Source organism: Acidisoma silvae (assembly GCF_020618775.1).
Taxonomy (GTDB): domain Bacteria; phylum Pseudomonadota; class Alphaproteobacteria; order Acetobacterales; family Acetobacteraceae; genus Acidisoma; species Acidisoma silvae.
On record NZ_JAESVB010000004.1, the window covers coordinates 35,998 to 59,168 of the forward strand.

General features: G+C 63.9%; 22 protein-coding genes. 11 read left to right on the plus strand and 11 right to left on the minus strand.

The genetic code is table 11. The features are described 5' to 3' along the window. Window positions 1–13: 13 nt before the first annotated feature. Entirely contained in the window at window positions 14–877 is an 864-nt protein-coding gene (locus tag ASILVAE211_RS10785; RefSeq protein ID WP_227321325.1) for a helix-turn-helix domain-containing protein, read from the minus strand. Window positions 878–1,017: 140 nt separating this feature from the next. Between ASILVAE211_RS10785 and ASILVAE211_RS10790 the strand changes: the two genes are divergently transcribed. Next, the gene (locus ASILVAE211_RS10790; RefSeq protein WP_227321326.1) at window positions 1,018–2,010 is read left to right on the plus strand and encodes a fatty acid desaturase; all 993 of its coding nucleotides are present in this window, start codon (window positions 1,018–1,020) and stop codon (window positions 2,008–2,010) included. A 245-nt stretch (window positions 2,011–2,255) separates the two neighbouring features. Here the strand turns inward: ASILVAE211_RS10790 and ASILVAE211_RS10795 are convergent, their stop codons facing one another. From ASILVAE211_RS10795 to ASILVAE211_RS10820, 6 genes are all read right to left on the minus strand, one after another. Next, entirely contained in the window at window positions 2,256–3,068 is an 813-nt protein-coding gene (locus ASILVAE211_RS10795) for a phosphate/phosphite/phosphonate ABC transporter substrate-binding protein (RefSeq protein ID WP_227321327.1), read from the minus strand. Beyond that, window positions 3,065–3,694, minus strand: coding sequence for a ParA family partition ATPase (parA, locus tag ASILVAE211_RS10800; protein ID WP_227321328.1), 630 nt, complete (start codon window positions 3,692–3,694; stop codon window positions 3,065–3,067). Before parA ends, ASILVAE211_RS10795 begins: the two co-directional genes overlap by 4 nt. Before the next feature lie 103 nt (window positions 3,695–3,797). Next, window positions 3,798–4,640, minus strand: coding sequence for a hypothetical protein (locus tag ASILVAE211_RS10805; RefSeq protein ID WP_227321329.1), 843 nt, complete (start codon window positions 4,638–4,640; stop codon window positions 3,798–3,800). A 200-nt stretch (window positions 4,641–4,840) separates the two neighbouring features. Continuing rightward, a complete protein-coding gene (gene choV / locus ASILVAE211_RS10810; protein WP_227321330.1) occupies window positions 4,841–6,076 on the minus strand; it encodes a choline ABC transporter ATP-binding protein in 1,236 nt (411 codons plus the stop codon). A gap of 4 nt (window positions 6,077–6,080) precedes the next feature. Next, window positions 6,081–6,929: a choline ABC transporter permease subunit gene (choW, locus tag ASILVAE211_RS10815; RefSeq protein ID WP_227321331.1), complete on the minus strand. Its 849-nt coding sequence runs from the start codon at window positions 6,927–6,929 to the stop codon at window positions 6,081–6,083. Between the two features lie 197 nt (window positions 6,930–7,126). Then, on the minus strand, window positions 7,127–8,089 hold the full coding sequence (locus tag ASILVAE211_RS10820; RefSeq protein WP_227321332.1) for a choline ABC transporter substrate-binding protein: 963 nt from the start codon (window positions 8,087–8,089) through the stop codon (window positions 7,127–7,129). A 291-nt stretch (window positions 8,090–8,380) separates the two neighbouring features. Here ASILVAE211_RS10820 and betB point away from each other — a divergent pair, with 291 nt between their 5' ends. From betB to ASILVAE211_RS10835, 3 genes are read left to right on the plus strand one after another with little or no spacing between them, the layout of a single operon-like run. Then, window positions 8,381–10,471, plus strand: a complete 2,091-nt coding sequence (betB, locus tag ASILVAE211_RS10825) for a betaine-aldehyde dehydrogenase (RefSeq protein WP_227321333.1) — start codon at window positions 8,381–8,383, stop codon at window positions 10,469–10,471. Continuing rightward, entirely contained in the window at window positions 10,471–12,126 is a 1,656-nt protein-coding gene (gene betA, locus ASILVAE211_RS10830) for a choline dehydrogenase (protein ID WP_456304492.1), read from the plus strand. Before betB ends, betA begins: the two co-directional genes overlap by 1 nt. A gap of 26 nt (window positions 12,127–12,152) precedes the next feature. After that, entirely contained in the window at window positions 12,153–12,557 is a 405-nt protein-coding gene (locus ASILVAE211_RS10835) for a DUF2177 family protein (RefSeq protein ID WP_227321334.1), read from the plus strand. A 72-nt stretch (window positions 12,558–12,629) separates the two neighbouring features. Here the strand turns inward: ASILVAE211_RS10835 and ASILVAE211_RS10840 are convergent, their stop codons facing one another. Further along, complete coding sequence (locus ASILVAE211_RS10840; RefSeq protein WP_227321335.1) at window positions 12,630–13,058, minus strand: organic hydroperoxide resistance protein; 429 nt, start codon at window positions 13,056–13,058, stop codon at window positions 12,630–12,632. 150 nt (window positions 13,059–13,208) lie between these two features. Here ASILVAE211_RS10840 and ASILVAE211_RS10845 point away from each other — a divergent pair, with 150 nt between their 5' ends. Continuing rightward, window positions 13,209–13,658: a MarR family winged helix-turn-helix transcriptional regulator gene (locus tag ASILVAE211_RS10845; protein WP_227321336.1), complete on the plus strand. Its 450-nt coding sequence runs from the start codon at window positions 13,209–13,211 to the stop codon at window positions 13,656–13,658. A gap of 1 nt (window position 13,659) precedes the next feature. Here ASILVAE211_RS10845 and ASILVAE211_RS10850 read toward each other — a convergent pair whose 3' ends face one another. Further along, window positions 13,660–14,214, minus strand: a complete 555-nt coding sequence (locus tag ASILVAE211_RS10850) for a hypothetical protein (protein ID WP_227321337.1) — start codon at window positions 14,212–14,214, stop codon at window positions 13,660–13,662. Between the two features lie 134 nt (window positions 14,215–14,348). Here ASILVAE211_RS10850 and ASILVAE211_RS10855 point away from each other — a divergent pair, with 134 nt between their 5' ends. Continuing rightward, complete coding sequence (locus ASILVAE211_RS10855; RefSeq protein WP_227321338.1) at window positions 14,349–15,266, plus strand: LysR family transcriptional regulator; 918 nt, start codon at window positions 14,349–14,351, stop codon at window positions 15,264–15,266. Here the strand turns inward: ASILVAE211_RS10855 and ASILVAE211_RS10860 are convergent. After that, window positions 15,263–16,165, minus strand: a complete 903-nt coding sequence (locus ASILVAE211_RS10860; protein WP_227321339.1) for a PPK2 family polyphosphate kinase — start codon at window positions 16,163–16,165, stop codon at window positions 15,263–15,265. The genes ASILVAE211_RS10855 and ASILVAE211_RS10860 overlap by 4 nt on opposite strands. A 49-nt stretch (window positions 16,166–16,214) precedes the next feature. On the opposite strand from ASILVAE211_RS10860, the gene ASILVAE211_RS10865 reads away from it, so the two are divergent. Beyond that, window positions 16,215–17,771 carry a cryptochrome/photolyase family protein gene (locus ASILVAE211_RS10865; RefSeq protein WP_227321340.1) on the plus strand — a complete coding sequence of 519 codons (1,557 nt, stop codon included), beginning with the start codon at window positions 16,215–16,217 and terminating at the stop codon, window positions 17,769–17,771. 8 nt (window positions 17,772–17,779) lie between these two features. On the opposite strand, the gene ASILVAE211_RS10870 is transcribed toward ASILVAE211_RS10865, so the two are convergent. Next, window positions 17,780–18,874 carry an aldose epimerase family protein gene (locus ASILVAE211_RS10870; RefSeq protein WP_227321341.1) on the minus strand — a complete coding sequence of 365 codons (1,095 nt, stop codon included), beginning with the start codon at window positions 18,872–18,874 and terminating at the stop codon, window positions 17,780–17,782. A gap of 164 nt (window positions 18,875–19,038) precedes the next feature. Here ASILVAE211_RS10870 and ASILVAE211_RS10875 point away from each other — a divergent pair, with 164 nt between their 5' ends. The 4 genes from ASILVAE211_RS10875 (at window position 19,039) to ASILVAE211_RS10890 (ending at window position 22,961) form a co-directional block, all read left to right on the plus strand. Then, the gene (locus tag ASILVAE211_RS10875) at window positions 19,039–19,446 is read left to right on the plus strand and encodes a YraN family protein (RefSeq protein WP_227321342.1); all 408 of its coding nucleotides are present in this window, start codon (window positions 19,039–19,041) and stop codon (window positions 19,444–19,446) included. A gap of 81 nt (window positions 19,447–19,527) precedes the next feature. Next, window positions 19,528–20,271 carry a trehalose-phosphatase gene (gene otsB, locus ASILVAE211_RS10880; RefSeq protein WP_227321343.1) on the plus strand — a complete coding sequence of 248 codons (744 nt, stop codon included), beginning with the start codon at window positions 19,528–19,530 and terminating at the stop codon, window positions 20,269–20,271. 41 nt (window positions 20,272–20,312) lie between these two features. After that, window positions 20,313–21,674 (plus strand): alpha,alpha-trehalose-phosphate synthase (UDP-forming), encoded by a 1,362-nt coding sequence (locus tag ASILVAE211_RS10885; protein WP_227321344.1) that lies wholly within the window; start codon window positions 20,313–20,315, stop codon window positions 21,672–21,674. An 84-nt stretch (window positions 21,675–21,758) separates the two neighbouring features. Next, window positions 21,759–22,961 carry an autotransporter strand-loop-strand O-heptosyltransferase gene (locus ASILVAE211_RS10890; RefSeq protein WP_227321345.1) on the plus strand — a complete coding sequence of 401 codons (1,203 nt, stop codon included), beginning with the start codon at window positions 21,759–21,761 and terminating at the stop codon, window positions 22,959–22,961. The last annotated feature ends 210 nt before the right edge of the window (window positions 22,962–23,171 follow it).

Sequence of the window (23,171 nt, forward strand, 5' to 3'; positions counted from 1 at the left end):
GTCGGACCGGCCCCTACCGGCAAAGCTGGCGCAGGCGGCGCAGGTAGTCCGGCATCTGCCGGGGGTCGACCTTCGCCGCCCGCAGCAGCTGGTCGAAATGACTGATCAATGACCGCACATGGTCGCGGTTCTGCATCACCAGGAAGGACTGGCCGATATAGATGGCGGCGCGCACCGGCCCGAAGATGGTGACGGGGGCCGAATAGAGTTCGCGCCCGTCATACAAAAACCAGCGGAAGCGCGGATAAAGCTCGTCGCAGAGGTCGATCAGATGATCGAGCTGGGCGCGGCGGATATCGGCCGGCAGCCCCTGCCAGCGGCCGCTGCCGCGCGCGAAGCTTTCCATCATATGGGCCGGGGTCGCGGCCTCCATATCCGTCTCCGGCCGGCGCAGGTAATCGAGCCGGGATTGCGTGATTTCCAGCCGCCGCTGGGGCGATAGTTCCACGAAATGCTCGTATTCGAAGTCGATCACCGCCGGGGTCTTCAGCACGTCCGGGAAGCTGACCGGGACATGGCGGATTTTGTAGCCGGCCGCTTCCTCCAGCCAGCGTACCAGCCGTCCATCGAGCGGGGAGGCGGCATCGCGCTCGAAACTCAGCGTATCCGTCAGCAGTTCGGGCTCGGCGGTTTCGGCATCGCGCAGGCCCAGCAGCCAGTCGAGCGAGACCTGGCCCAGCCGCGCAATGCTGGCGACCGATTCCAGGCGTGGCAGCCGGTCATTCGCGGGGGACAGCAATTGCGACAGGGTCGAGCGGTCGACGCCGACGCGGCTCGCGAAGGCGCTTTGGTTCAGGCCGCTGCGGGTCATGACCGTGATCAGCCTTTCCCGGAACAGGCGGACAAGCTCGGCACGGTCGGCGGAGGTGAAGGTCATGCCGTGTTTTATAAACAGATATGACCAAACGCACCATAGAGGGTGTAAATGTGGCGATAGTCACGAAAGGTGCGCATTATCCACGATCACGGATTGGTTTCCTTCTTGATGGCGGGGGTTTCACGGATCAGCATCGCATTATGCCGAACCGATCCCATGCCGCTCAGCCGCCCGTTCCCGCCATCGAATGGCCGACGGTGCTGCTATGTCTTGTCATCTATAGTGGCTGGTTTGGGCTGACACTTTTCTACCGACATATTCCCTGGCCGCTGCTGGCGCTGGCGGGCGGCTGGTGCATCGCCTGGCATATGTCCTTGCAGCATGAACTGCTGCACGGCCACCCCACGCGCTCCCGCCGGCTGAATGACGCGCTGGGCTTTCCGCCACTGACGCTGTGGTTGCCCTACCAGATCTATCGCCTCAGCCATCTGCGCCATCACCGCGACGAACATCTGACGGACCCGCTGGAAGACCCGGAAACCTATTACCTGACGGAAGAGCGCTTCGGCCGACTGGGGAAGCCCGCTTTGGCTTTCCTCCGCTTCAGCAATACGTTTTTCGGACGCATCACCTTCGGCGCGCTGCGCAGCATGGTGATTTTCCTGTGGCTGCATATCGGTGCCTGCCTGCGCGGCAATCGCGCCGAGCAGCGCATCTGGCTGCCCCACGCGCTGGGCGTCATTCTCGTGCTGGTCTGGGTGATGGGCGTCTGCCAGATGCCCATCTGGCTCTATCTGCTGTGCTTCGTCATCCCCGGCCGTATCCTGGCCTCCATCCGCTCCTTCGCGGAACACCGGGCGGCGCCCGACCAGGCCGAGCGCACGGCCATTGTCGAGAATGCGCCGATCTTCGGATTGTTGTTTCTCTATAACAATCTTCATGTCGTGCATCACGACGCGCCGGGCATGCCCTGGTATCGCATTCCGGCCTATTACCGGGCGCATCGCGCGGCGATCGTCCGGGCCAATGGCGGGCTGGTCTATGACGGCTATTGGGATGTGGCGCGGCGCTATCTCACCACGCCGCATCATCGCGGCCCGCATCCGGGCTTTGCGGCACCGCGCGCGGCTTTGCCGGGCCGGCCCGCGTCGCGTCCGGCAAACGTGGATCAAATCGCGGCGGCGGGCGATTGAGCAGGCGCGCGGTCATGTGTCAAACGCATGTTGTGTTTCACGGCATGCATTTCACGCATCTAGCTTAGAACCGACTCGGCAGCTTATCCCCAGATTTCGTGGATAAGCCTGTGCGTAAGTCTGGGGCGATTCGGCCAAAGCTTTTGCCCTCTCAGGGTCTTCGACGAGCCTGTGGGCGGCCGTCCCGGCGCAGGCCGCGCCGCGCCGCGCCGCGCAGGCCGCGCCGCGCAGGCCGGTCCGGCCGGTCAGCGCAGCGTGGCATAGCCCAGCGCCGCCGCTTCATCCTCCATCGCCAGCACCGCATCATAAGCATCCGGCCGGGGCGGTGCCACGCGACGGATAGACAGGGCCTCAAAGGCCAAAGCCAGAGATGGCGCGGGCAGCGGGGCCGTTAAGGCCCGCGTCAGGCGTGCCGCCAGCGCGAGCGGCGTGGCGGAAGCGGTGATGAAGGGAATCGCGGGGCTGGCGGGCGTTTCGCAGATCACCCGCAGCCGGGCCGTCAGCTCCGGCCTATAATGCGCCACGAAACCATAGGTCACGCAGTCGATGGTCGCCGCGTCCGCCAAGCCATCCGCCACCATTTCCATACTGCGCAGATGGCTGCCGCTGGTCAGAACCTCGCCGAAAAACCGGCCGTCGCGCGCGAAAGGGGCGACCAGCCGGCGGGCCAGGTTCATGCCGGAATTGGAATCCGGTCCGTTCATGACGAAGCTTTTGCCGCGCAGATGTTCCAGCACGAAAACCGGCGAATCGGCGCGGGCGATGAGGAAGGAGCAATGGGTCGGCACGCCGTCCGGCCGCAGCCGGCAACCCGGCAGGTCATACAGCGGTGTCCCCAGCAGCCGGTACTGGCCCTGGTAGATCTTGCGCAAAGGATAGCCGCACATCTGGCTGAAGACGGTCTCCGGCGCGATGGTGCCGGGCAGGGCGAGGGGGCTGGGCGAAAGGTCCGCCGGCTCGTCTATTGCGGCGGCCGCGCGCAAGGCGGTCCAGAGCGCGGCATTCGCCGTCGCCATTTCCGGCAGGGCATACATGGGCAGGGCGGCTAGGGCGGTCATGTCGTCAGCTTTTCGATCTCGGCCAGGACGGCGCGCAATTCGTCCGCCGCCTGGGATTTGGGGCTCGCCTCGGTCACGCCCAGGCCTTGGGCGAAGGCATTGGCGAAGCCGGCGCGGTTGCCGATGGTGCTGCCCAGAATATCATAACCCGCAGCGGCGGCCTCACGCTCCACCTGCGTGCGCAGGCGCGAGGATGCCGGGGCGCGATTGAGCACAAGGCGCAGCGGCCGGCCTTCGGCCTTGGCCAGCTGCACCGTGGCCTGGGCCGCCCATAGATCGGGCGGGCTCGGCTGCAACGGCACCAGAACCAGCCCGGCCGCGCGGATGGCGAGCTTGGCCTCGGTATCGACCTGGGGTGGTGTGTCGATGATGACGGCGTCATGGCTGGCCGTCAGCCGGTCCAGCTCCGCCCGCAGCCGCCAGCCCGAAACATCGGACAGGCCGATGGCGGGGATCGGCTTGGCGTAACGGCTTCTGATCTCATGCCAGCGTGTCAGGCTGCGCTGCGGATCGATATCCAGCAGGCAGACGCGCTGTCCGGTGGCCATGGCTGCGGCCAGATTGGCGGCCAGCATGGTTTTGCCGGCCCCGCCCTTCTGCTGGGCGACGGTGATCACAAGCGCCATCGGTCACAGACTCCGCTGCATCGCAACAGCATAGGCGATTTACGAAAAAAGGCCGAGGCAATGCGCCCCGGCCTTCTGTCACGCCGCGTATCGCTGAGGCGTTTTAGTAGGTATCGCGCTGCCGTCCGCCGATGGCACCGGCGACACAGGCGATGAAGGCACCGACCAGCATCGAGAAGAAGGTATAGAGCGCGAAATAGGCGGCCGCCTTGCGGGCGACATTCGCGGCCTGCTTGGCCTTCGCGATCATCTGGTTTTCATCGGCAACCGCCTGATCCACGCGGCCAGTGGCATCCGCCGGCGCCAGACCGGTCTGTGCTTCGACCAGCTGCACCAGATAGTCATGGTCCTGCGGGTCCAGCGGGCCGACAACCTCCGTCGCCAGAATGCGGCCGGCTTCCGCCTTGGCGGCCGGGCTGCTGGTCTGTGCGGAATTGCGGCTGGGCCGGAACATTTTGTCCAGCATATAGCTGCTCGGTGCCATCGGGCTGGAAGCGCTGCTCGTCGCACTGCTTTCCACCAGCGCGCTGGCGGCCTTGCCGACCGAGCCCAGCACCGAGCCGAGGCCGGTGGTGAGCAGAGCCAGAACCAGTAGGGCGGTCACGGCCCAGGCGACGAAGCCGGCCGCCGTATCGCGGAACATCACCTCGTCATGGTGCAGTCCCTGACCGGTCGCCGGCCGCAACCGCCCGGCCAGATAGCCGCCGAAAAAGGACGCGACCCATTGCACGATGATCAGCCAGATCGCGGCCGTGACCGTGAAGGCGATCGGCGATGGATTGGTCGCCGTATTGGGGGAAACCCAGGCGAAGCCGATGCCGGAGCCGAGCGCGGTCAGCATGACCGTGACGGCGGTCGCGACCACCGCGCCGGCGAAGATGGCAGCCCAAGTGACACCCGGACGGGCCGTGACCACGCCGGGTACAGTCTCGCCGATGATTGCCATGGTCTGATCTCTCAATGCCAGAACAACAGCAGCAGAATAATAATGGGAATGGGAACGCCCAGTAGCCATAGAAGAATAGGCATCATTTCCTCCTTGCTTATGGCTCGGAGATTGGGCTTGGGCGCCTTAATTACTAGACCTTAATGCGGGCGCGATACTTCGCATCGTCGTGAGGTGGTCCGGCCCGGAAGACAGGCGCGCTATTCCGCCGCCTCTGCCTGCACCGTCTGCCAGCCTTCGGAGGCCAGGGCGTGCAGAATTTCGTCCTCGCCGCACATGCCGATGATCTGGCCGGCCTGGGTCATCAGCACCGGCATGCCGGTCGCCTGACGCAGCTGGATGACGGTCTTCATCGTCGCTTCGCAATCGACGGCGGCACAGGTTCCGGCTTGCGGCAGGTCGGTCGCCGCATCCGCGACCGCGACGACGGGAACCGCTACACCGGCGGCGGTGACGGTGCTGCCATCAACCGTGCCGGCGCTCTGCAACAGTACGGGGCGATAGGCATCCAGCACCGCGAAACCGTCGCGCTGCGGCAGGCTGGCCAGTGGCGTCATAAAGGTGCGGCCGCGCAGCACATTCAGCGGATTCATATGCTGCACGAATTCGCGCACGTAATCATTGGCCGGGCGCAGCACGATATCCTCGGGCGCGCCGGCCTGGATGATGCGCCCGCCTTCAAGGATCGCAATCTGGTTGCCGAGCTTCAGCGCCTCGTCCAGATCGTGGCTGACGAAGATGATGGTCTTCTTGACCTCTTTTTGCAGCGCCAGAAGCTCGTCCTGCAATTTGGTGCGGATGAGCGGATCGAGCGCCGAGAAGGGTTCGTCCATCAGCAGAATATCGGCATCCGTCGCGAAGGCGCGCGCCAGGCCGACGCGCTGCTGCATGCCGCCCGACAATTCGCGGGCGTATTTATCGGCCCATTTGTCGAGGGCGACGAGCTTCAGCTTCTCGTCCACGATGCGCCGCTTTTCGGCCGCCGAGACGCCGCGCAGTTCCAGGCCGAGGCCGACATTCTCGCGCACCGTGCGCCAGGGGAGCAGGGCGAATTGCTGAAACACCATGGCGATGCGGCGCGTGCGCATATAGCGCAGCGTGCCGGCGTCACAATTGGCGATATCGACCTGCCGGTCCTTGTCCCGCACCAGAACGCGCCCGCGCGTGACTTTGTTGAGCCCGTTGACGGCGCGCAGCAGGGTGGATTTGCCCGAGCCCGACAGACCCATCAGCACGCAGATTTCGCCTTCGTTCACGGTCAGCGACGCATCCTTCACGCCCATGACCGTGCCGGTCTTGGCCAGGATGTCCTCGCGGGTATGGCCCTGGTCCATCAGCGCGATGGCGGCGGCCTCCGACTTGCCGGAGGCGCGGCCCTTGCCGGCGAAGAGGATATCGACCTTGGAGAATTCGATAGCGGGATAGGTGTCGCTCATTCTCTCAACCCTCGCTGTCACGCGGACGGCAGACGCGGTCCAGGATAACCGCCAGCACGACGATGCAGAGGCCCGATTCGAACCCGACATCGACGCGCAGCGTGTTCAGCGCGCTCACCACCGGCACGCCCAGGCCGCCGGCACCGACCAGGGCGGCGATCACGACCATCGACAGGCTGAGCATGATGCATTGCGTCAGCCCGGCCATGATGGTCGGCAGCGCATGCGGCAGTTCCACCTTCCACAGCAGCTGGCTTTTCGACGCGCCGAAAGCCTCGCCCGCTTCGATCAGCGGCGGCGGCACCGAGGCGATGCCGAGCTGCGTCAGGCGGATGGGGGCTGCGATGGCGAAGATGATGGTGGAGATCAGGCCCGGCACGGCGCCCAGGCCGAACAGCACGACGGTCGGGATCAGATACACAAAGGTCGGCAGCGTCTGCATCAGGTCCAGCAGCGGCCGCACGAAGGTGAACAGCCAGGGCCGATGCGCGCAGGCGATGCCGATCGGCACCCCGATCGCCATGGAGATGACGGTCGCGAAGATGATCAGCGAGGTCGTTTCCATCGTCGCCGACCAATAGCCCTGGTTGAGGATGAAAAGCTGCGCGATGACCACGAACAGCACCAGCTTCCAGGACTTCTGGATAAGATAGGTGATGAGACCGACAGCGATGATCAGGACGATCGCGGGAATCGCCTCCAGCACGAAGGTCAGCCCGTTGATGGCGGCGGCGACACCGTTGGAGACGGCGTCGATCGCGTCGGACCCGCTGATCGAGTTGACGATATTGGCGATCCAGTCGCCGAGCGGGATCTTATGGCCTGAGACGATATCCGCCAGCCCGTTCAGCATAAAGGCACTCCATTCCAGATGGTCGCAACGGTCCTGTCGGCATCAAATCATAAAACGCCTGAACCGTTCAGACTTTTATGAGGGCGGCCAGCGGAAATCGATGATCGGAAAGCAGGGGAAGAGCGCTATTGAAAGCGTCGGTGTCGCCCGCGCGGCTTGCACGCGGGCGACATGGCAACAGACAAAACGGCGTCGGATTACAGGCCGAGCGACTTCTTGACCACGGACTCGGCCGGCTGGCTGCCGTCGGCAGTGGTGACGCCGGCAAGCCAAGGCGTCATCGCATCCGGATTGGCCTTCAGCCAGGCGGCGGCGGCGACCTGCGGGTCCTGCTTGTCATACATGATGGAGCCCATGATCTTGTTCTCCATCTCCAGCGTGAACTTGAGCTGGGTCAGGAACTTGCCGGTATTCGGGCACTGTTCCACATAGCCGCCCTGGGTATTGGTGTAGACGGTCGCACCGCCGTAATTCGGCCCGAAGATGGCATCGCCGCCGGACAGATACTGCATGTCATACTTCGTGTTCATCGGGTGGGGTTCCCAGCCCAGGAAGACGATGCCCTTGTGATCCTTGGTCTTGCGGGTCACTTCGGCCAGCATGCCCTGCTCGGAGGACTGAACAAGCGTGAACTTGCCGATGCCATCGGTGTTGTTCTTGATCATGGTCAGGATCAGGGCATTGCCGTCATTGCCCGGCTCGATGCCGTAGATCTTGCCGTCCAGTTCCTTGGAGAACTTGGCGATGTCCTGGAAGGACTTCAGCCCCTGGTTGTACAGATAGGTCGGAACGGCGAGGGTGTATTTCGCGCCTTCAAGATTGGCGCCCAGCACGTCGACCGTCTTGGCGGCGACATAGGGTTTGATATTGTCGGCCATCGTCGGCATCCAATTGCCGAGGAAGACATTGATCTTCTTCTGCTTCATTTCCTCGAAGGTGACGGGCACCGACAGGATGGTCGTCGTGGTCTTATAGCCCAGCGCATCCAGGATATAGGTCGCGGTGCCGGTGGTGGCCGAAATATCGGTCCAGCCGACATTGGAGAAGGCGATATTCTTGCAGGAGGCCGGATCGGCGGCGGCATGGGCGCCGGCGCTAAGCCCAGCGCTACCCGCGATCAATCCCACAGCCGCTACAGCCTGAAGAAGGTGTTTACGCATCTTGCCGTCCTTTATTCGCGTTTTGGAAGGTCTCAAGCGCTCAGAGCCGCTCCGCCCGGAGCCATGGATTGAACATACTTTCAATCTTCCTTGTCGGTCACGCGTTTTTCGACAGAAAAAATGCGACATAATGCTGTTGCAGCGCACAAGATTGTCGGTTTGCTGCGCAATTAGGCAATAACTGCCTAATATCGAGCCTTTCAAGCATGACGTGTTTCTCGGCTTGATTGAACGTTCAAGCAATCATACAAATCCGTCGCGGCGGATCCGCCGCTTACAGTGGAGAGACGCTTGTCGCGCCGGGATCAGGAAGATAGTCGCCGCAAGCAACTGATCGACACGACGATTCACGTCATGGCGCAGGTTGGTTTCAATGCGACAACCTTGGGGCTCATCGGCAAGCATGCCGGCGTGTCTGCGGGTCTCGTCGCCCATTATTTCGGGGATAAGGACGGGCTGCTGGAAGCGACGCTGCGCAGCCTGGCGTCGCGCCTCAGCCGCGCCGCCGCTGCCCGCATGCGTAACGCGCGCACCCCGCGCGAACGCCTGCAAGCCGTCGTCGATGCCAATCTCGCGCCCGAGGAAATGGACAGCCAGACCAGCGCCGTCTGGCTCGCCTTCTGGGGCCAGGCCATCCATTCCGACCGTCTCAAGCGCGTGCAGCGCATCTATCAGCTGCGTGTTCTCTCCAATCTCCGCCACGCGCTGCGCTCCATGACCACGGCGGCGGAAGCCGAGCGCCTTGCCGTCATCATCGCCGCCATCATCGACGGGCTGTGGCTGCGCACGACGCTGGCCGCCGCCTGGAGCCCGGCGGATTCCGAAGCCGCCCGCCGCATCGCGGCCGGCTTTATCGACACGCAGCTCCCCGTGAGCCCTGAAGGACCGACCATGTCGCACGTGCCTGCCACCTCATCTGGCAAACCCCCGCGCATCGCCAATTGGATCAATGGTGCCTATCGCCCCAATCCGGCCGCCGAAACCTTCGTCACCCGCAATCCGGCGACCGGCGCGGTGCTGGCCGAGATCGAGATCGCGGATGCGGCAGCGCTGGATGCCGCCGTCACCGCCGCACGGGCCGGGCAGAAGGTCTGGGCACGGATGACAGGCATGGAGCGCGGTCGCGTGCTGCGCCGTGTCGCTGACCTGCTGCGTGCCAAGAATGATGATCTGGCAAGGCTGGAAACGCAGGACACCGGCAAGCCGATCCAGGAAACCGATGTCGTCGATGTCATTTCGGGCGCCGATTGCATCGAGTATTTCGCGGGCCTCGCGGGCGGCATCACCGGAGAAAGCGTCGATCTCGGCCCCAATGCCATGGGCTATACGCGGCGGGAGCCGCTGGGGATTGTCGCCGGCATCGGCGCCTGGAACTATCCCATCCAGATCGCCTGTTGGAAATCCGCGCCGGCACTGGCCTGCGGCAATGCGATGATCTTCAAGCCCTCGGAACTGACGCCGCTGACGGCCTTCAAACTGGCCGAAATCATGACGGAAGCCGGCGTGCCGGATGGCGTCTTCAATGTTCTGCCCGGTGACGGGCGCACCGGCAGCCTGCTGGTGGCGCATCCGGCCATCGCCAAGATTTCGCTGACGGGCTCCGTGCCGACCGGCAAGAAGGTGATGGCGGCGGCGGCCGAGACGCTGAAGCATGTGACGCTGGAACTGGGCGGCAAGTCGCCCATCATTGTCTTTGAGGATGCGGATATCGAAAGCGCCATCGGCGGCGCCATGCTCGGCAATTTCTATTCGGCCGGCGAGGTCTGCTCCAACGGCACGCGCGTCTTCGTCCATCGCAGCATCAAGGACCGCTTCATCGCCCGGCTGCTGGAACGCACGGCCAAAATCCGCATCGGTGACCCGCTGGACCCCGAAACGCAGATGGGCGCGCTGATCTCCGAGCCGCATATGCAGAAGGTGCTGGGATATATCCAGCGCGGCGTCGCTGAGGGCGCCAAACTGCTCTGCGGCGGCACGCGGGTGACGGAGGGCGCCCTGGCCGCCGGCAATTTCGTTTCCCCCGCCATTTTCGATGCCACCAGCGATGATGTCACCATCGTGCGCGAGGAAATTTTCGGACCCGTGCTGACCATCCTCACCTTCGATACGGAAGCGGAGGTCGTGGCGCGCGCCAATGACACGGAATTCGGCCTCGGCGCCGGCATCTTCACGCAGGACATCACGCGCGCCCATCGCGTCATCGCGGAACTGCAAGCCGGCACCTGCTGGATCAATACCTATAACATCACGCCAATCGAACTGCCTTTCGGCGGCTATAAGCAATCCGGCCTCGGTCGCGAAAACAGCCGCGCCGCGCTCGATCATTATTCGCAGATCAAGAGCGTCTATGTGGCGCTGACGCCGGTGGAAAGCCCCTACTGATGGACGCCTTCGACTATATCATCGTCGGTGCCGGGTCCGCCGGCTGCGTGCTGGCCAACCGCCTGACGGAAGACGGCAAGACTACCGTTCTGGTTCTGGAATATGGCGGATCGGATTCCTCCATCTTCATCCAGATGCCGGCGGCACTCTCCATCCCCATGAACCGGGAGAAATATAACTGGTTCTATGAGACCGAGCCCGAGCCGCATCTGGGCGGCAGGCGCATGCATACGCCGCGCGGCAAGGTGCTGGGCGGGTCGTCCTCCATTAACGGCATGGTCTATATCCGTGGCAATGCCATGGATTTCGAAGGCTGGGAGCAGGGCGGCGCGCGGGGCTGGGGCTACCGCCATGTGCTGCCCTATTTCCGCCGGGCGGAATACCGGGAGGAGGGCGGGGACGCCTATCGCGGCGGTGACGGCCCGCTCTACACTTCGTACGGCCCGACCAAGAATCCGCTCTATAATGCCTGGGTCAAGGCGGCCGAACAGGCGGGCTACCCTACAACAGAAGACGTCAACGGCTTCCAGCAGGAAGGTTTCGGCCGCATGGACCAGACGGTCCGGAAGGGCCAGCGCTGGAGTGCGGCGAACGCCTATCTGAAACCCGCCATGAAGCGGAAAAATCTGGACGTGCGGACGAATGCGCTGGCCAGTCAGATTCTGCTGGAAGGCCACCGCGCCGTCGGTATCCGCTATAGCCAGGGCGGGCAGGAGATTGAGGTGCGCGCCCGGAAAGAGGTTATCCTCTCCGGTGGACCCATCAATTCCCCGCAATTGCTGAAACTCTCCGGCATCGGCCCGGCCGCGGAATTGCAAAGCCTTGGCATTCCGGTGGTCGCCGACCGTCCGGGCGTGGGCGAGAATTTGCAGGATCATCTGGAATTCTATTTCCAGATGGCGGTGACAAAGCCCATCACGCTCTTCTCGGCGCAGTCGCTGATTGCCAAGGGGCTCATCGGCGCGCGCTGGCTGCTGCGGAAGGACGGTCTGGGCGCCACCAATCATTTCGAGACCTGCGGCTTCATCCGCAGCCGTGCCGGCGTGCCGTACCCGGATATCCAGTATCACTTCCTGCCGCTCGCCATTTCCTATGACGGCAACAGCCTGGCCACCGAACATGGCATGCAGGCGCATGTCGGTCCCATGCGCTCCAAAAGCCGGGGCTGGGTGCGCCTGCGCTCCCGCGATGCGCGCGACAAGCCCAAGGTCTTCTTCAACTATCTCAGCCATGCCGATGACTGGGCCGAAATGCGCGCCTGCGTGCGCCTGACGCGCGAGATTTTCGGCCAGGACGCCTTCAAACCTTATCGCGGGCGGGAATTGCAGCCGGGGACGGATGTGGTGACGGATGAGCAGATCGACGCCTTCATCGCCCAGAAGGTCGAAAGCGCCTATCACCCCTCCTGTAGCAACAAGATGGGTGATCCCTCGGACCCTATGGCGGTGGTGGACCCCGAAACTCGTGTCATCGGCTTCGAAGGACTCCGCATCGTCGACAGTTCCATCATGCCGCGCGTGACCACCGGCAATCTCAATGCGCCGACGATCATGATGGGCGAGAAGGCGGCCGATCATATCCTGGGCAAGCCGATGCTTGCGCCCTCCAACGCGCCCTTCTATCAGGCACGGAACTGGGAGACGGCGCAGCGCTGAATGGCGCTACCACGCGGGAGGATGCCATGGCGGTTCTGGCCTATATCTTGTCTCTGCTGGTCTTTCTGGCGCTCGATATCATCTGGCTTGGGCTGATGGGCCCCGGCTACCGTGCCACCATGGGCGATATGCTGGCCCCCAGCATCCGCGTCGCACCGGCCGTTGCCTTCTATCTGCTGGACGTGCTGGGGCTGATGGTCTTCGTCATGCGGCCCGGGCGGTCACGCGGCTTGGCCTGGGTCATTGTTCATGCGGCGCTTTTCGGCCTCTTCACCTACGGCACCTATGACCTCACCAATTTCGCGGTGCTGAAGCATTGGGATCTGACGCTGACGGTGAAGGACATGGTCTGGGGCATGGTCGTCAGCAGTGTCGCGGCCAGTATCGGCTGGCTGGTGATGCGCGAGCGTGGCAGCCGGCGGCGGCGTTAGGCGCCCCACGCGGCAGACATGAAAAAGGCCCGGGATCGCTCCCGGGCCTTTTGCGTTTCGGCTTCGCCGCGTTCAGGCGACGCTCAGCTTGACGTCGATATTGCCGCGCGTCGCGTTGGAATAGGGGCAGACCTTGTGCGCCTCGGCGACCAGCGCTTCCGCCGCGTCCTTCGGCACGCCGGGCAGGGAAACGGCGAGGGAGACTTCAAGGCCGAAACCGCCTTCCGAACGCGGACCGATTCCGACCGTCGCCGTGACCGTCGCATCCGCCGGCACCTTGGCCGGGCCGCCCTGGGAGGCGACGAATTTCATGGCGCCCAGGAAGCAGGCGGCATAGCCGGAGGCGAAAAGCTGCTCGGGGTTGGCGCCTTCGCCGCCCGCACCGCCCAATTCCTTCGGGGTCGCCAGCTTGACGGAGAAATTGCCGTCCAGCGTGCCGGACTGGCCATCGCGGCCGCCGGTGGCGCGGGCTGCGGTGGTATAGAGAACATTCACGGACATGGCGTCGTTCCTTTTGATAATCGCTCACGATTAAATCGTGTGCGATTTAACTAGCCGAGTGGTATGAGGGTGTCAAGCGTTGCGATAGGATCGTGCGCGACCTATCTCTCTTTCGTGATCGGCCGGTGATTGTCCGGCCAGGAGATGACCATGTCTGACGCCCCAACCGCCATGCCGGCGCTGCCCGATTTCCTCTGTTTCGCGGCCTATTCCACCGGCCATGCCTTCAACCGCCTGTATAAGCCGCTGCTGGAGGCGATGGGCCTGACCTATCCGCAATATCTGGTCATGGTGCAGCTTTGGGCCGAGGACGATCAGACGGTCGGCGCGCTGGGCGGCCGGCTGTTCCTGGAGTCGAATACGTTGACGCCGCTGATCAAGCGGCTGGAGGCTTCGGGCTTCGTCACCCGCCGACGAGATCCTGCGGATGAGCGGCAGGTGCGCGTGGTGCTGACCGCGGCGGGCAGGGCGCTGGAAGCCCAGGCCCAAAGCGTGCCGGGCTGCATTTTCGAGGCGACGGGCCTGACGCTAGACGAGATCCAGCGCCTGACGCGCGATCTGACGACCTTGCGCGACAGGCTGCTGGCGGGCGGGACGTAGATTACGCTTCCGCCGTCGCAGTCCGGCGGGCCAGGGCGCGGCGGGCGATGCTTTCCGCGAAAAGCGGCGTCTCGCGGCGGTTATGGTCGCTGCCGGCCGCCTGCCGGCCAGCGGCGGCCTGTTCGAAATCGATGCCGTGTTCAGCCAGGAAAGCCATGAAGGCGTCGGTCGGATGCGCGGTGACGCGATTGGTATAGCGCGTGTGGCCATTGCCCGCGTCTTCCGCCATCAATTCCCAGACCACATTCACCTGCGTGCGGCCATTGGCGGTGAAGACGTCCGAGATCGAATTCATCCGGCAATAGCTCGGCGTCGCTTCCTCGGCGACGTAATGCTGCACCACCAGACCGGTGCCGACCATTTCGACATTGATCGACATGCGGCGTCCGTCATCGGTGGTGGTGATGCCAGCCGCGATATGGTCGGGCGGGCAGCAGCGCAGATACTCGGCTTCCGGCAAAGTAAACAGCCAGTCGGCGATGTCGATTTCGGCAAAGGGCATGTCGACCTCATGCGAATAGGCCGATTGGGACAGGATCTGTTCAAGCACTTTCATCGGTTTTGTCCTTGGCTTGGGAAGGGCGCGATGCCCTGCCGGTGACCGCAGAATTGCGCCGGCTTGGGGCGCGCGATAAGGCAGAGTCGCGATGAAACGCTTTTGCGTATCCGGCAAAGATGAGGCCGCCTGCTATGATAGACCCCCGCTTCGCCGAGCATCTGGCGGTCTTCGTCGATGTCGTCCGTCACGGCAGCTTTTCCGCCGCCGCTCGCAGACGGGGGCAGACGCCCTCGGCCGTCGTGCGGCAGATCGATACGCTGGAGCAGTCCCTCGGCGTGCCGCTGCTGGTGCGCTCTACGCGCGCGCTCGGCATGACGGATGCCGGTACACGGCTAATGGAACGCGCGCAGAATTTGCTCGATCAGCTGGCCGATGCCCATGCCGAAGTCGCGGCTTTTGACGGATCGGTCTCCGGCACCTTGCGCCTGGCCTGCTTCCCCACCTTCGGCAAGCGCTATGTCATCCCGGCGCTGGAAGCGGTGATGGGCGAGCATCCTCAGCTTTGTGTGGAGCTTGATCTGACCGAGCGGCTGGCCGATCCGGTGCTGGAGCGCCTCGATGCCGTCATCCGCATCGGGCATCTGGCCGATAGCGGGCTGATCGCGACGCGTCTGGCCGACCAGCGGCGGCTTATGGTCGCAAGCCCTGATTATCTTGCGTGTGCGGGCAAGCCTGAGACAGCGGCTGATCTCGCCCGGCATCGTCTCATCGACAAGCTGCACGGTGCCGACCTGCTCGGCTGGGCGGATGTGCTGGGGCGGCGGGTCGGCGACGGCGCAAACCCGCCCGCCGTCTTCCGCTGCGATGACTTCGAGGCGATGCGGCTCGCGGCGCTTGCCGGAATGGGCATCGCCCTGCTGGCGGATTGGGTCGTGGGGCCTGACGTCAAGGCTGGCCTGCTGACGCGGCTGGTTTTGGATGGTGAAGCCTGGAATGCCGACCCGACCGGCATCTGGATGCTGCGCGCCCTGGCGCAGCCCTCGGCGCGCTTGCGGGCGGTGATCGATGCCATCAAAGCGGTGATCGGCAGCCCGCCCGTCTGGGATTAGCCTTCCGCCTCCAGCGCTTTCCGCGCGGCGTCCGCCGCTTTCACGCCTTCGGCGTCGAGTTTGGGAAAATGCGGGTCCAGCTTTTCCAGCGCGCGGCGCAGCGCATGGGCCATCAGCAACCGCGCCACCCATTTATGGTCCGCCGGGATCAGGAACCAGGGCGCATGGGGCGCGGCGGTGGCGGCGAAGACCTCGGCATAGGCGTGGTCGTAGCGGTCCCATAGCTTACGTTCGCTGATATCGGCGCCGTCGAATTTCCACAGCTTGTCCGGCCGGTTCAGCCGGCGCAGAAAGCGCTGCCGCTGTTCTTCCTTCGAGATATGCAGGAAGAATTTCAGAACCGGCATGCCCTGCCGGCTCAGATAGCGCTCATGCCCCGCGATATCCTGCAACCGGTTGTTCCAAATTTGATCCGTCAATTCCGGTTTCGGGATATGCTGTGCGGCCAGCATTTCCGGGTGCAGCCGGGTGATCAGCACTTCCTCGTAATAGCTGCGGTTGAAGACGCTGATTTCGCCGCGCACCGGCAGGCCCTGCTGCGTGCGGCGCAGAAAATCCTGCCCCAGCTCTTCCCGCGACGGTGCCTTGAAGGATGTGACGCGCACGCCTTCCGGGTCGATGCCGCGAAAGATGCGGCGGATGGAACTGTCCTTGCCGCCCGCGTCCATGGATTGCAGGATCATGAGCAGCGCCCAGTGCTTGGCGGCGAACAGCCGCTGTTGCAGCGCGGCGATGGCTTTGACCTCCCGTAGCAGCGCATCCTTGCCGCTTTTTTTGTCGAGGCCGGTGATGCGCGCGTCGGTCGGGTAATCGCCGAGCTTGACCTTGCCGGGCTCGGTCACCATGCAGCGTTTGAGAAGGGCGGCGATGGCGCCCTCGGCCGAAAGAATCTCCGACATCCTGTCCTCCGCTGCGCTAAAATGCCGCCAGCGCCGTTTGACGGCGACCATGTCACACCATATCGGGCCTATGTCGAAAAAGCACAGACCAAAGCTGCGGTTTATTCTGGGCGATCAGCTCTCGCGGGACATTGCCGCGCTGCGCGATGCAGAGCCCGCCACCGATATCCTGCTGCTGGCCGAGGTCGGGACGGAAACCGACTATGTGCCGCATCACCCCAAGAAGATCGCCTTTCTGTTCTCGGCCATGCGGCATTTCGCCGAGGAGATGCGGGCAGAGGGATTCACCGTCGATTACGTGACGCTGGATGACACAGCCAATACGCAGAGCTTTGCCGGCGAAGTGCAGCGTGCCGTGCAGCGCCATAAGGCAGCGGAGGTGATTACCACGTTCCCGGGCGAATTCCGCGTGCTGGACGATATGCAGGGCTGGGAGCAAGCCTGCGGCGTGCCGGTGGAGATCCGCGAGGATGACCGGTTTTTCTGTCCAACCGCGCGCTTCCGTGGCTGGGCGGACGGCAAGCGCCAGCTGCGCATGGAATTCTTCTATCGCGACATGCGGCGCGAGACCGGCCTGCTGATGGATGAGGGCGAACCCGTCGGCGGGCAATGGAATTTCGACGCCGATAATCGCAAGCCGCTGCCCGCGCGCATTCATCTGCCGCCGGACTTCTTCGTCAAGCCGGATCGGATCACAGAGGATGTTCTGGCGCTGGTCGCCACGCGTTTCGGCCGCAATTTCGGCAGTCTTGACGGGTTCGACTATGCGGTGACGCGCAAGGATGCGCTTCGCGCGCTGGCGCATTTCATCAGCCACGCGCTGCCGTCTTTCGGCGATTACCAGGATGCGATGCGGCAGGGCGAAGACCGGCTGTTCCATTCGCTGCTCTCGCCCTATCTGAACGCTGGGCTTCTGGGGGCGCGGGAGGTTTGTGCGGCGGCCGAGACGGCCTATCGCGACGGCCAGGCGCCGCTGAATGCGGTTGAAGGCTTCATCCGCCAGATCCTGGGCTGGCGCGAATATGTGCGCGGCATCTACTGGCTGAAAATGCCGGACTATGCCGAGAGCAACACGCTTGATGCGCAGCGGCCCTTGCCCTGGCTCTATTGGGGCGGCGAGACGGCGATGAACTGCATGGCGCAATGCGTCGACCAGACGCGGCGGCTGGCCCATGCGCATCACATTCAGCGCCTGATGGTGCTCGGCAATTTCGCGCTGCTGATCGGGGCCAGACCGAAGGAGGTTGCGGAATGGTATCTGGCGGTCTATCTCGACGCCTATGAATGGGTGGAACTGCCCAATGTCCATGGCATGGTGCTGCATGCCGATGGCGGCTATCTGGGGTCAAAACCCTATGCGGCGAGCGGTAAGTATATCGACCGCATGTCGGACTATTGCCGCCATTGCCGATACGACGTCAAAACCGTTGTCGGCGACAAGGCTTGTCCCTTCAACTTTCTTTATTGGAATTTTCTGATCAAAAATGAGAAACGGCTTGGCGCCAATCAGCGCATGAGCCTGATCTATGCCTCGCTTGGCCGCATGGATGCGGCCAAGCGCGCGGCGGTAACGTCACAGGCGAAGGACTTTTTAAACGCGCTGTGACGCGCCCCTTAGTCGCGATCTGTCTTGAAGCGGTAGATGGTGCTGGAGGTGAAGATATGGCCGGGTTGCAGCACGGTCGTCGGGAAATCAGGCTGGTTCGGTGAATCCGGAAAATGCTGCGTCTCCAGGCAGAAGGCGTCCGACTGGCGATAGGCAACGCCGGCCGTGCCGGCCGAGCCGCCGCCGAGGTAATTGGCGGTATAGAACTGCACACCGGGTTCGGTCGTCTCCACTTCCATGATGCGGCCGCTTTTCGGGTCATAAACACGGGCGGCGAGCGTCAGCGCATGCGGCGCGGGTTTTTCCAGCACGAAATTATGGTCATACCCGTTCTGGCGCAGGATCTGCGGATGCGGAATGCGGATGCCCGCGCCGATGGGCTTGGCTGTGCGGAAATCCAGCGGTGTGCCCTCAACCGGCGCGATCTCGCCGGTCGGAATGCCGTTCAGGTCGACGGGCGTAAAGCGCTCGGCATTGATCTCGATGATATGGTCGAGGATGGAGCCCTGATCATTGCCGGCGAGATTGAAATAGGCGTGGTTGGTGAGGTTGAGGACGGTCTCGGCGGTGGTCGTCGCCTTGTAGTCGATGCGGAATTCGTTTTCCTCATGCAGGCTGTAGACGATCTCCATCTTCAGCGCGCCGGGAAAGCCTTCTTCGCCGTCCGGGCTGGTATGGGTCAGCACGGCTGACAGAGAGGTGCCGCTTTGTGCGGCGCGCACGTCCCAGATCGCCTTGTCGATGCCGACGGCGCCGCCATGCAGGGTATTGGGGCCGTTATTGGCGGCCAGGTCGTAGCGCTTGCCGCCGAGCGTGAAGGCCGCGCCGCCGATGCGATTGGCAAAGCGGCCGATCAGCGCGCCGAAATAGCCGGGATTCTGCTCGTAGAGCGCCAGATCGGCGTGGTCGAGATTGACATTGGCGAAGCGGTTCTGCCGGTCGGGCGCCAGGATGGTGGTAACGATGCCACCCAGGTCGAGAAAGCGCAGTTCGAAACCCGCCGCATTGCGCAGGCGATATTCGGTCACCGCGCGGCCGTCCGACAACCGCCCGAAGGTCTGGTGATGAAGGCCCGGACCGGAATGGACGTCCTGATTGGGCATGTTGCTTTCCCTTCTGCTGCGGTATTGCGCCCAGCCTAGACTGACCGGGCTGATGCGCCCAGGGGCCAGCACGCCGATCGGCGTTCGGTCCGGGATCACTATAATTGTTTCCATTTTGTTCGATTGATGCGATACAACCCCTGCGTGCAAAACAGGAGAGGCTCTTGACCCTTCATGCGGATCGCAGCCGCCGTCAGGCGCGAGGCACCCGGTCGCAGCGCCAGGGGCTGCAGGGTGAAACGCGGGTGGTCCATGCCCTGGGGCAAGGGGGCTGGATCATTCATGGCCGGCGCGTGCGCACGCCGGCGGGGGAGGTCGATATCGTGGCGGAACGCGACGGTATTCTCACCCTGGTCGAAGTCAAAACCGGGCCGGACCTGACGACCGCCGCCTATGCGCTCTCCGCCCGCCAGCAGCGAAGGCTGCTGATGCCGGCGCCATTCTACAGGGCCAGCATCCGGACTGGGGGCGGAACGGCATGCGATTCGATGCCTGGCTGGTCGATGCTTTGGGTCGCATGCAGCATATTCTGGATGCGTTTCGGGATGCTGCCTGACCGGGTTTTGGGGTAGCGCTTCCGCCGAAGCGCCCTATCTCTAGAGGCAAAGAGGGTCGGTCATCGGCCCCCTGCAGCCCAAGAGAGCCTGTCCCGGATGACCGAGCCTGCGACGATCCCCGACCTGACCCCGCATAGCGCCCTGTTCCTCGATCTGGACGGCACGCTGCTGGATATCGCCGAGCGGCACGATCTTGTCTGGGTCGCCCCGGAATTGCCGGATGTGATTACCCGGCTTGCCACAGCACTGGGCGGCGCCGTCGCCATCGTTACCGGCCGTCCGCTGTCCGACGTCGACCGGCTATTGCCGCTGCCAGGCCTTGCGGTCGCGGCCGAACACGGTGCGCGGCTGCGCCGGCCGGATGGGCAGATCGAGGCGCATGCGGCCGATCTGCCCGAGCGCGGCGACTGGATCGGCGCGGTGAAGGCCTCGCTCCATCTCTGGCCCGGTGCCTTTCTCGAGGAAAAATCGGTCGGCTTCGTCGTCCATTACCGGCAGGCGCCGAGCCATGGGCCGGATATCGGGCAGTTTCTGGAAAACCTCATCGCCCCGGCTGGGGGCCGCGCAGAGATTCTGCCGGCGCTCATGGCCTTCGAAATCCGCGCCGAGGGCGTCGGCAAGGGCCATGCCGTCCGCCACCTGATGGCGGATGCGCCCTTCGCCGGCCGCGCGCCGGTCTTCATCGGCGATGACGTGACGGATGAGGAAGGCATGGCGGCGGCGGAAGCCCTGGGCGGGCAGGGGCTGCATGTGCATCGCGTCTTCGACGGGGAGCCGGCTTCGGTGCGCGCCTGGCTCGCGCGGCAGGCGGATCGTCTCGACCAGGGCGCTGCCCGCTGACTTCGCTTCGCTGCCCGCTGCACCGTTAGAAAGGAAGCGCCTTGTCCCGCCTCGTCATCGTCTCCAACCGGGTGCAGATCCCGACCGAAAAGGCGCCACGCGCCGGCGGCCTCGCGGTCGCGCTCGGCAGCGGCCTGGCGCCCGGCACACTCTGGTTCGGCTGGAGCGGCAAGCGCGGCCATAACGGCCGCACGCCCAGCCTGCATGATGCCCAGGGCGTGACCTATGCGACGATCGACCTGACCGAGAAAGAATATCACGATTTCTACGTCGGCTTCTCGAACGGCGCGCTATGGCCGCTGCTGCATTACCGGCTGGACTATCTCGACTATCACCGGCACCAGCATCAGGGGTATTGCGACGTCAATGCCTATTTCGCCGAGGCCCTGCTGCCGCTGCTGAAGGATGACGATCTCGTCTGGGTGCATGACTATCAGCTGTTCCTGGTCGGCGAAAATCTTCGCGCGCGCGGGGCTACACAAAAAATCGGCTTCTTCCTGCATATTCCTTTCGTGCCGCCGGAAATTCTCGACGCGCTGCCTTGCGGTCTCGAATTGCTGCGAGGCCTCTGCGCCTATGACGTCGTCGGCTTCCATACCGACGAGCATCGCAATGCCTTCCTGTCCTGCGTTGAGACCTTTCTGGGCTTGGCTTCGGCCGATGACGGCAGCTTCGTCTTCGAAGGCCGGCTGGTGAAGACGGTGACGGCACCCATCGGCATCGATGCCGAGGAATTTGCGCAGACCGCCGTGCGGGCGGCGCGCGGGGCGGAAGTGCGCCGCATCCGCGAAAGCCTGTTCAGCCGCGCGCTCGTCATCGGCGCCGACCGCCTGGACTATTCCAAGGGCCTGCCCAACCGCTTCCGTGCCTTCGACCAGCTGCTGGAGCGCTTTCACGAGCATCGCGGCAAGGTCTCCATGCTGCAGGTGGCGGCGCGCTCGCGCGAGGATGTCGATCGCTACCAGCAGTTGCGCCGCACGCTGGACCGGCTGGTGGGGGATATCAACGGCCGCTATTCGGAATTCGACTGGATTCCGATTCGCTATATGACGCGGGCGTTGAGCCGCAAAAGCCTCGCCGGTTTCTATCGCGTGGCGCGGGTCGGGCTGGTGACGCCGCTGCGCGACGGCATGAACCTGGTCGCCAAGGAATACGTCGCCGCGCAATCCAGCGCCGACCCGGGCGTGCTCATCCTGTCCCGCTTCGCCGGCGCGGCGGATGAGCTGAAGGAAGCCCTGATCGTCAACCCTTATGACGCGGATGAGGTGGCCGAGGCCATCGATCAGGCGCTGGCGATGGACCTGGGCGAGCGCAAGGAACGCTGGCAGGCCTTGCGGGAACGCGTCTGGGCCGGCACGCCGGCGCGGTTTACGGAGACTTTTCTCAGCGTTTTGCGAGACTGACACCAGCTGCGGCTTGGTTTATCCGGCGCAGGGCGTCATAACGCGCCCTGAACTAACCTGCCGAATGGACCAGACTGACCCGTCATGAGCGCCGCCGCCGCCCCCGACAGCAAGCTTCCGGTCCATGCCGGCCCGCACGGCATCCGCTATGACTTTAACGACGGATGCCGGGTGGCCTTGCCGCCTGGACAGTGGCGCGTGCGGATGCGCGACGTCGATACCGGCAATATCCTGTTCGACCAGGCCATGACCGGCGGCATGATGACCAGCAGCAAGCGCTTCTATGTCCGCTTCGGGCTGGAAATCTGGAAGGACGATGTCTCGGTCTTTTCCCAAGTCTATGCGGCGGAAGACCGCATCGTCATGGTCAAGATGGAGCTTGGCGGCCTTGGCGACCATATCGCCTGGGTGGGCGCGGTCGATGCCTTCGCGGCCCGCCATCGCTGCGTGATGCTGTGCCGGGTGCGGCCCGATATCCGCCCGCTGCTCCAGAAGGCCTATCCGCATATCCGTTTCGTCACCAACGCGGACCCCGACCCGGCCGATTGCTACGCCAGCTACAAGGTGCTGGTCTTCTACAACGACCATCACAATCTCTATCAGCCGACCGACTATCGTTTCGCCGGCCTTTGCCACACGGCCTCCTATATTCTGGGTGTGCCGCCCATCGACCGCCGGCCTCTCTTCCTGCCGGATCAGGACCGCCGGCCCATCGCCGAACCCTATGTCTGCATCGCGACCCAGGCGTCATCGCAAAACAAATACTGGAACAATCCGCACGGCTGGCCCGAGGTCATTTCCTTCCTGAAGGCGCAGGGCTACCGGGTGATCTGCATTGACCAGAATACGGTCAACGGCCGTGGCATCGTCTGGAACCATATTCCGCATGGTGCCGAGGATCAGACCGGCAGCCGCCCGCTGGATGAGCGCGTCAATTGGCTGCGCCACGCGGCGTTTTTCGTGGGCCTGTCCAGCGGCCTTGCCTGGCTGGCCTGGGCGGCGGGCATTCCCGCCGTCATGATCAGCGGCTTCACGCATCCGCTCAATGAATTCCAGACGCCCTTCCGGGTCATCAACTGGCATGCTTGCAACAGTTGCTCGAACGACCTGCGGCACGAGCTCGATCCGTCGGATTTCCTGTGGTGTCCCCGGCACAAGGATACGCCGCGGGCCTTCGAATGCACGCGGCTCATCACCGCCGAACAGGTCATCCGCGCCATTCGCAGCGTGCCGGATTTCGGGTCGCCCGCGGCCCCGCTGACCGTCGCCGAGGCCGCGGCGCGCTGACGGCCCGGCAATCGTCGTCCGGCGTCCGATGTGACGGGCTGCGAGATCACGCGGCCTCCCGTTTCATAATCCAAAAGCGCGCAGTGTGACTTTGTGCGCAGTCCAAGGGCGCGTGCGCTGTTGAGACGCGCTTGCCCCTGGGGACGCTCTGGCCAATCTGCATGACGTGCCGGAGTTTTGGCCAAAACTGTCGCCAAAACTGAAGTGTGC

Excerpts from the sequence above, each read along its gene's own strand:
- ASILVAE211_RS10865 (WP_227321340.1), top strand. The coding sequence starts at position 16,215 with ATGTCACACCATATCGGGCCTATGTCGAAAAAGCACAGACCAAAGCTG.
- ASILVAE211_RS10820 (WP_227321332.1), bottom strand. The coding sequence starts at position 8,089 with ATGCGTAAACACCTTCTTCAGGCTGTAGCGGCTGTGGGATTGATCGCG.
- ASILVAE211_RS10790 (WP_227321326.1), top strand. The coding sequence starts at position 1,018 with ATGCCGAACCGATCCCATGCCGCTCAGCCGCCCGTTCCCGCCATCGAA.
- betA (WP_456304492.1), top strand. The coding sequence starts at position 10,471 with ATGGACGCCTTCGACTATATCATCGTCGGTGCCGGGTCCGCCGGCTGC.
- ASILVAE211_RS10855 (WP_227321338.1), top strand. The coding sequence starts at position 14,349 with ATGATAGACCCCCGCTTCGCCGAGCATCTGGCGGTCTTCGTCGATGTC.
- ASILVAE211_RS10845 (WP_227321336.1), top strand. The coding sequence starts at position 13,209 with ATGTCTGACGCCCCAACCGCCATGCCGGCGCTGCCCGATTTCCTCTGT.
- ASILVAE211_RS10870 (WP_227321341.1), bottom strand. The coding sequence starts at position 18,874 with ATGCCCAATCAGGACGTCCATTCCGGTCCGGGCCTTCATCACCAGACC.
- choV (WP_227321330.1), bottom strand. The coding sequence starts at position 6,076 with ATGAGCGACACCTATCCCGCTATCGAATTCTCCAAGGTCGATATCCTC.
- ASILVAE211_RS10840 (WP_227321335.1), bottom strand. The coding sequence starts at position 13,058 with ATGTCCGTGAATGTTCTCTATACCACCGCAGCCCGCGCCACCGGCGGC.
- choW (WP_227321331.1), bottom strand. The coding sequence starts at position 6,929 with ATGCTGAACGGGCTGGCGGATATCGTCTCAGGCCATAAGATCCCGCTC.
- ASILVAE211_RS10890 (WP_227321345.1), top strand. The coding sequence starts at position 21,759 with ATGAGCGCCGCCGCCGCCCCCGACAGCAAGCTTCCGGTCCATGCCGGC.
- ASILVAE211_RS10805 (WP_227321329.1), bottom strand. The coding sequence starts at position 4,640 with ATGGCAATCATCGGCGAGACTGTACCCGGCGTGGTCACGGCCCGTCCG.
- ASILVAE211_RS10850 (WP_227321337.1), bottom strand. The coding sequence starts at position 14,214 with ATGAAAGTGCTTGAACAGATCCTGTCCCAATCGGCCTATTCGCATGAG.
- ASILVAE211_RS10785 (WP_227321325.1), bottom strand. The coding sequence starts at position 877 with ATGACCTTCACCTCCGCCGACCGTGCCGAGCTTGTCCGCCTGTTCCGG.
- parA (WP_227321328.1), bottom strand. The coding sequence starts at position 3,694 with ATGGCGCTTGTGATCACCGTCGCCCAGCAGAAGGGCGGGGCCGGCAAA.
- otsB (WP_227321343.1), top strand. The coding sequence starts at position 19,528 with ATGACCGAGCCTGCGACGATCCCCGACCTGACCCCGCATAGCGCCCTG.
- ASILVAE211_RS10860 (WP_227321339.1), bottom strand. The coding sequence starts at position 16,165 with ATGTCGGAGATTCTTTCGGCCGAGGGCGCCATCGCCGCCCTTCTCAAA.
- ASILVAE211_RS10795 (WP_227321327.1), bottom strand. The coding sequence starts at position 3,068 with ATGACCGCCCTAGCCGCCCTGCCCATGTATGCCCTGCCGGAAATGGCG.
- ASILVAE211_RS10835 (WP_227321334.1), top strand. The coding sequence starts at position 12,153 with ATGGCGGTTCTGGCCTATATCTTGTCTCTGCTGGTCTTTCTGGCGCTC.